Origin of the sequence: Prosthecobacter sp. (assembly GCF_044378005.1) — a bacterium.
Lineage (GTDB): Bacteria > Verrucomicrobiota > Verrucomicrobiia > Verrucomicrobiales > Verrucomicrobiaceae > Prosthecobacter.
This window is the reverse complement of the sequence record NZ_JBILYB010000242.1, coordinates 1-5360: the sequence shown is the minus strand read 5'-3', so window position 1 is coordinate 5360 and position 5360 is coordinate 1. Positions and strand designations below refer to the sequence as shown.

The 5360-nt window shown below is 61.2% G+C and carries 3 protein-coding genes and 1 pseudogene; 1 reads left to right on the top strand and 3 read right to left on the bottom strand.

Annotation, left to right across the window (positions count from 1 at the left end; translation table 11 throughout):
- Positions 1-1407, bottom strand: a 1407-nt coding sequence (locus AC6FTP_RS25230) for a serine/threonine protein kinase (protein WP_497209667.1), incomplete at its 3' end; no start/stop codon positions are given.
- A gap of 118 nt (positions 1408-1525) precedes the next feature.
- Between AC6FTP_RS25230 and AC6FTP_RS25225 the strand changes: the two genes are divergently transcribed.
- Entirely contained in the window at positions 1526-2251 is a 726-nt protein-coding gene (locus AC6FTP_RS25225; protein ID WP_497209666.1) for an RNA polymerase sigma factor, read from the top strand.
- Here AC6FTP_RS25225 and AC6FTP_RS25220 read toward each other — a convergent pair whose 3' ends face one another.
- Together AC6FTP_RS25220 and AC6FTP_RS25215 are read right to left on the bottom strand one after the other, a co-directional pair.
- Complete coding sequence (locus AC6FTP_RS25220; RefSeq protein WP_497209665.1) at positions 2252-3301, bottom strand: glucose-6-phosphate dehydrogenase assembly protein OpcA; 1050 nt, start codon at positions 3299-3301, stop codon at positions 2252-2254.
- 92 nt (positions 3302-3393) lie between these two features.
- A pseudogene (locus AC6FTP_RS25215) lies at positions 3394-5190 on the bottom strand (RCC1 domain-containing protein); the annotation flags it as partial.
- Positions 5191-5360 lie beyond the last annotated feature (170 nt).

The following is a 5360-nucleotide window of genomic DNA, read 5'->3' as shown; positions in this document are numbered from 1 at the left end:
CAACAAGGTGTCCCAGCGCGACTGACGCTCCTCGACAACGAGGCGCAGCCGCGCTGCTTCTGCAGCGTCGTGATCCTTGATCCAGGCCAGGGTGGCTTCGATTTCGGCGCGGTCATTCTCGCCGATCCTTGGCTGCTTGAGACGCTGGAGAATATCGTTTGCCGCCCCCTGAATGAGAGTGCGCTGGAAAATCGCCGCCTGGGGAGGGTCGTAACTGTTGAGCTGATCGATCAGACGATCCGTTTCTTTTAATTGGGCTGAAGACAAGGCAGCCACCGGAATGTTTACCCCGATCTGCTCACGCAGGCGGGCCACTTTCATGTGCTGTGCATCCAGGTTCAGACGAGCGATGGCCAGCAGTGCCAGTATGACTCCGGCCCCTGCTGCCATGCAGAGCAATGGCCGCTGTTTGGCTCGTCGTGCAGCATGGCGGATTTTTGAGATGGGCCGTGCCAGCACCGGTTCTCCACGCAAATAGCGGGCGAGATCCTCTGCCAGGGCTGTGCCGTTGGCATAACGCTCGGAGGGCCGGTGAGCGATGGCCTTCAGACAAACGCGCTCCAGATCGCGATGAATACGCCGAGCTCCCGATAGGAGAATGCTGGGCGGGCTTTCTTTTTGATGCTTGGGCAGCACCTCGGCCAGTGTGCTGCCGTAGGGTAGCTCTCCGCACAGCAATTCGTAGAGCATGACGCCGAGCGAATAGACATCGGCCGTGGGACTGATCTCTCCGGGCGCTCTCGGCTCTGTGTCACTTTCGGTGGTGGTGGCGCGTGTGAATGTCTCGACGCCCTTCACGCCGAGGATCTCCGGGGCCATGTAGGCAGCGGTGCCGAGCGCCTGCTGGGTGCGGGTGAGGGTCACATCCTCACGCCCGCGCACAATGCCGAAGTCCACGATCACCGGCTCTCCGCAGCCCTCACGCACGAGCACATTGGCTGGCTTGAGATCCCGATGCACGAGACCGAAGCTGTGGAAATAGCCCGCCGCACGTGCCACCTGCTCGATGAGTCCCACCCGCGCATTGTGGCCTAAGTCGAGATCCACGCACCAGGCGCGCAGGTCCATGCCTTTGATGTAGGCCATGACGATGCACCCGACGCCGTCGAGCAGTTTGAAGTCGATGACGCGGACGATGTTCGGATGCGGCACCGGCTCCTGGAGGCGGGCCAGAGTCATGGCCTCCTTTTCAAACCGAGCCCGGATGTGATCTTCGGATACCAGATGAGGATCGATGATCTTCAGCGCCACGGGAATGCCAAGAGTGCGGTGCCAGCCCTCATACACACGCCCCATTCCACCCCGGGCGATCAGGCGGCGCACCTCATAGACTTCTTCCCAGCCGAGCTCGCGCAGCCAGTCGGGGATCTGCTGCGTGGAGGGTGGAGTTTGAAGGGAGGAACCCATGAAGAAGGAGGAAAGTAACCCTTATGGGGGACTGTTACACTGCCCTGATGCCATTTCTTTTGGCTTTGTTGGTAACAAAATACCGCTTTTCCGGTAATGCATAGAAACATAATCCACCGTGGACCCTCCCGCCAGTCTGTTTCCTACCACTCAATGGACACTCGTGCATCTTCTGCACTCGAATGACGACTTGGGTGCCGCCGAGCTTGCCTTGGAGCGGCTGTGCTCAGCCTATCGCAGCGCGCTATACCACTATGCCCGGGCCTCCGGTCTCGGTCCCCACGATGCCGAAGACTCGGTGCAGGACTTCTTTGCCCATGTGATCGGGCAAGATGCCCTAAAGACGCTGCAAAAAGAGAAAGGCCGCCTGCGGAGCTGGATGATCCGCTCATTCAACAACCGTCTGATGAACCGTCGCGAACATCGCGCGGCCAGAAAACGTGGGGGCGGAGTGGAGCATGTGCAGTGGGACTTCAGCAGCGCGGAGCAGGAGTTCAGCCGTCATCATCATTCTGGCATGGATGCCGCGCAGTCCTGCGACCTAGCTCTGGCACTGGGCCTTTGGGAGGCCACGCTCAGGCGGCTGGACTCCGACTCCAAAGTGCAGAAACGCCCCGCTCTCTACCAGTCTCTGCGCCCACACCTGCTTCAGGGCTGGCCGAAGAATGGTCCGAATCAAACCGAAGTGGCCGCCCTGCATGGCCTCACCGCCAATGCCCTGCGGGTACGCCTGGTGAATCTCATCATCAAAGCACGCAGCTTCTTTATCAGCATCGCCCGCGAGACGATCGACCCACTCATCTCGGATGAGGACCTGGATCATCTTTGGAGTCTGCTGAAGTGATCAACGCCCGAGCATCTGCCCCAGCAGAGGCAGCACGGCACGGAAGTGAGTGTTCCCACCCGCACGGCTGAGCTGTTCACCGATGAGTTCGGCTTCGCTCACCACATCGGCGGGGAGCATTTCCTCATGGCTGTGACCCTCACAGGTGGCGCTCGTGCGCACAAAGGCGGAGCCGCCCTCGCGTGTGATGGCGAGATCCAGACACGGGGCGATGATGCGCAGCGACGTCAGCGCGCAGGCCACGTCTGATTCCCGCAGAGTCACTCGCAACACCTGACCTTCTGGTTTTTTGAAAACAAGGCCAGGCTGGGAGTCATCCAATTCTGCCTTCAACCGCTGGGCGATCCAGCCCGCCAGCAGCAGCGCGGAGCATTTCTGCCCCACGGCGTGAGTGATCTCCACGGACTCGATCTTTAGCAGGTGCTCACGAGCCTTCACATCCTGAAAGGAACTCGCCAACGCCGTGCGCAGGAAGTGGCTGCGCGTCCAGCTCAGGTCACGCACATCAAAGGTGGCTGCATCACGCGCGGCGAGGAGGCTCGACAGCTCCACCTGCGGATCTGCCCAGGCACTACTATCCACGATCAGTGTGTGGATGCGCGAGTACAGACGCTCCTCAAAGTTAAGCGTCAGTGCACCCTGCCACCAGACGAAGAGCGGCAGATCCGAGTCGAGATGGCCGAAGACCACATTTTGCACCTGCGCAGCATCTCCACCCTCCAGCAGAAAGCTGATCTGCTCGCTGCACACCACCTGCTTCCCCTGATAGGGGCGGCAGAGCGCATTGATCCATGCCCGTGCCCGCTGGGGATGCATCTGTGGCAGGCAGGTGATCAGCAGAGCACGGCAGGAATGGTCCGCCGTGATCTTCTCCAGCCGTTCGTTGTTCAGCGCCAGCGACTCGGGATCTTCGGAGTAAATGGCAAAGTTGATGAGCGAGGAGCGCGTCTTTGCCTCATCGCTGGCCCAGATTTCCTTCAGGGCGCGGTCGATCTTTGGCAGCGGGACTTCGGCTCCGAGGCGGGAGAGGGTGTCTTCAGTGAGAGGCATGATGATGCCAAGATGGAGCACAGACCACGTCACACAACCGGGGACTGCCACCCGGATGCCTCAAACTGTGCATGGATTCGATGAATGAAGCTTCAGGGAGTGACGGTCACCTTCAGATGGATGAAGCGCGGGGTCGGTGAGTCATCGATGGACGGACTGACTCGGATGGTGATGAGTTCGGTGACGCCATCACCCGTCGGCGTTGCACTGAGTTGTTCGAGATTCAGTCCGGGGATGATGTCCCAGGTGGTGAGGTCGGTGGAGCTTTCGAGGATGTATTGAAGGGTGCCTGGGGCGATGCGGCGGCGGAAACTGTAGGTGAGGTAGCGCTCGCCATCGCCAGGATTCACGGCTGAGCCTGAGCTGGGGAGCTGGTGCTGGCTGCCGGCATTGCCATTCATGTTCAAAGCGGCTTCGAGCAGGTTGGCGATGCCGTCGCCATCGGCATCGTCTTCGGGGTCTGCATTCGGGCCGGGGATGCTGTTGGCGGCGAGCCATTCGGCGAAGGGGGTGAGGGTGGTGAAGGTGCCGTCAGTTCCGAACGCGGTGCCTGCGGCATTGCTGGCGCGGAGGCGGTAGTGGTAGAGCGTGGCGGGCGGCAGGTTGGCCAGTGAAGCAGAGACTGCCGTGGTGGTGAGGCCGGTGAGAACGCCTGGAGTGGCCGCGATGCTGTTTGCATAACTGAGGTCGGAGATGTCCGTGTCGTATTCGAAAACGAAGGTGGTGGACAGGCTGTTGGCGTTGCCGCTGCCGTTGAGGGTGACGGCGGTGGAGGTGAGCGCCGAGGTAGGCAGGGTGATGGCGAGCGGCGGCACTATGACGGGGACTTCTGTCGGTGAGGTGCTCATCCACGCTGGGCGTTGACCTGCCTGCCAGGCGATGAGTTTGACGACGCCGGGGCCTGTGACGGTAAGCTGGCCGCTGGAGATGCTGGCCGGACCGCTGACGGCATAACTCACTGGCAGGCCGCTGCTGCTGGTGCCGGTCAGGGGAACTGGCACGCCGAAGCTTGTGATCTGAACGGCAGGAGTCGTGATGGTCTGGGTGCCGATGCCGGGATGGGCCAGCTCCAACAAGCTCTCAACGCGTGCATTCGAGCTGATCTGGTAGTCGCCATTGGTCCCAAAGCCCCACAGGCTGCCATCGGCGGTGGCAGCCAGACTGAAAAAGCTAGGACCGTTAGCGAGACGGGTCCAGGTCGTGAGATTACCGATCTGGATGGGAATGGTTCGGCGGGTGGATGTCAGGTCGCCAAGCTGGGTGTTGGAGTTATTGCCAAAGGTCCAGAGAGTTCCGTCGGCCTGGAGGGCCAGGGAGTGGGTGGAAGCAGCATGAAGGCTGGTCCAGTTGGTGGAGGTGCCTATTTTCAGCGGTGCGGACCGGTTGGTCGTGTCTCCTAGACCAAGCTGGCCGTCCGAGTTTCGGCCCCAGCTCCAAAGTGTGCCATCGGTCTGGCGGGCCAGGCTGTGATTGGCTCCGCCAGAGACAGCGGCCCAGGTGGTGGCGAGCCCGATTTGCACCGGAGCGGTGCGCTGGGTGGTGGTGCTGTCTCCGAGCTGGCCGTTCGTGTTCAGTCCCCAGGCCCAAAGGGTGCCATCACTGCGGATAGCGGCACTGTGGTTCTGTCCCCCAGAGATCACCGTCCAAGTGCTGGCACCGAGTTGTACGAAGCTGATTTTTTGACTCCCCGTGCCATCACCGACTTGTCCGTTGGAATTAAAACCTGCGGCCCAGAGGCTGCCGTCCGTCCGCAAAGCAAGGGCGTGCTGCTGACCGGAGGCGATGGTCTGCCAGTTCGTGGCAGTGCCGATCTGCACGGGCTGTGGGCGGCGGGTGGTGGTGCCATCGGCGAGGTCACCGAAGTTGTTGGAGACCATGCCCCAGAGGGTGCCAGCTTGAGTTCCTGTCGCCGCTTTTCAAGTTCAGCCGTCCAGATGGCTGTGTGAGTTGCAACCAAGCCGCACGCGGCTCGATAGTCGCTGGTGTCGAGGCTGAACTTGACCGCGTGCTTTTGAGGCTTGCCATTGACCATTACCACCGCGCCCGCTCGACGCAGTTC

Bases quoted from the DNA above. Each gene is read 5' to 3' on its own strand.
- AC6FTP_RS25220 (WP_497209665.1), bottom strand. From the start codon at position 3,301: ATGCCTCTCACTGAAGACACCCTCTCCCGCCTCGGAGCCGAAGTCCCG.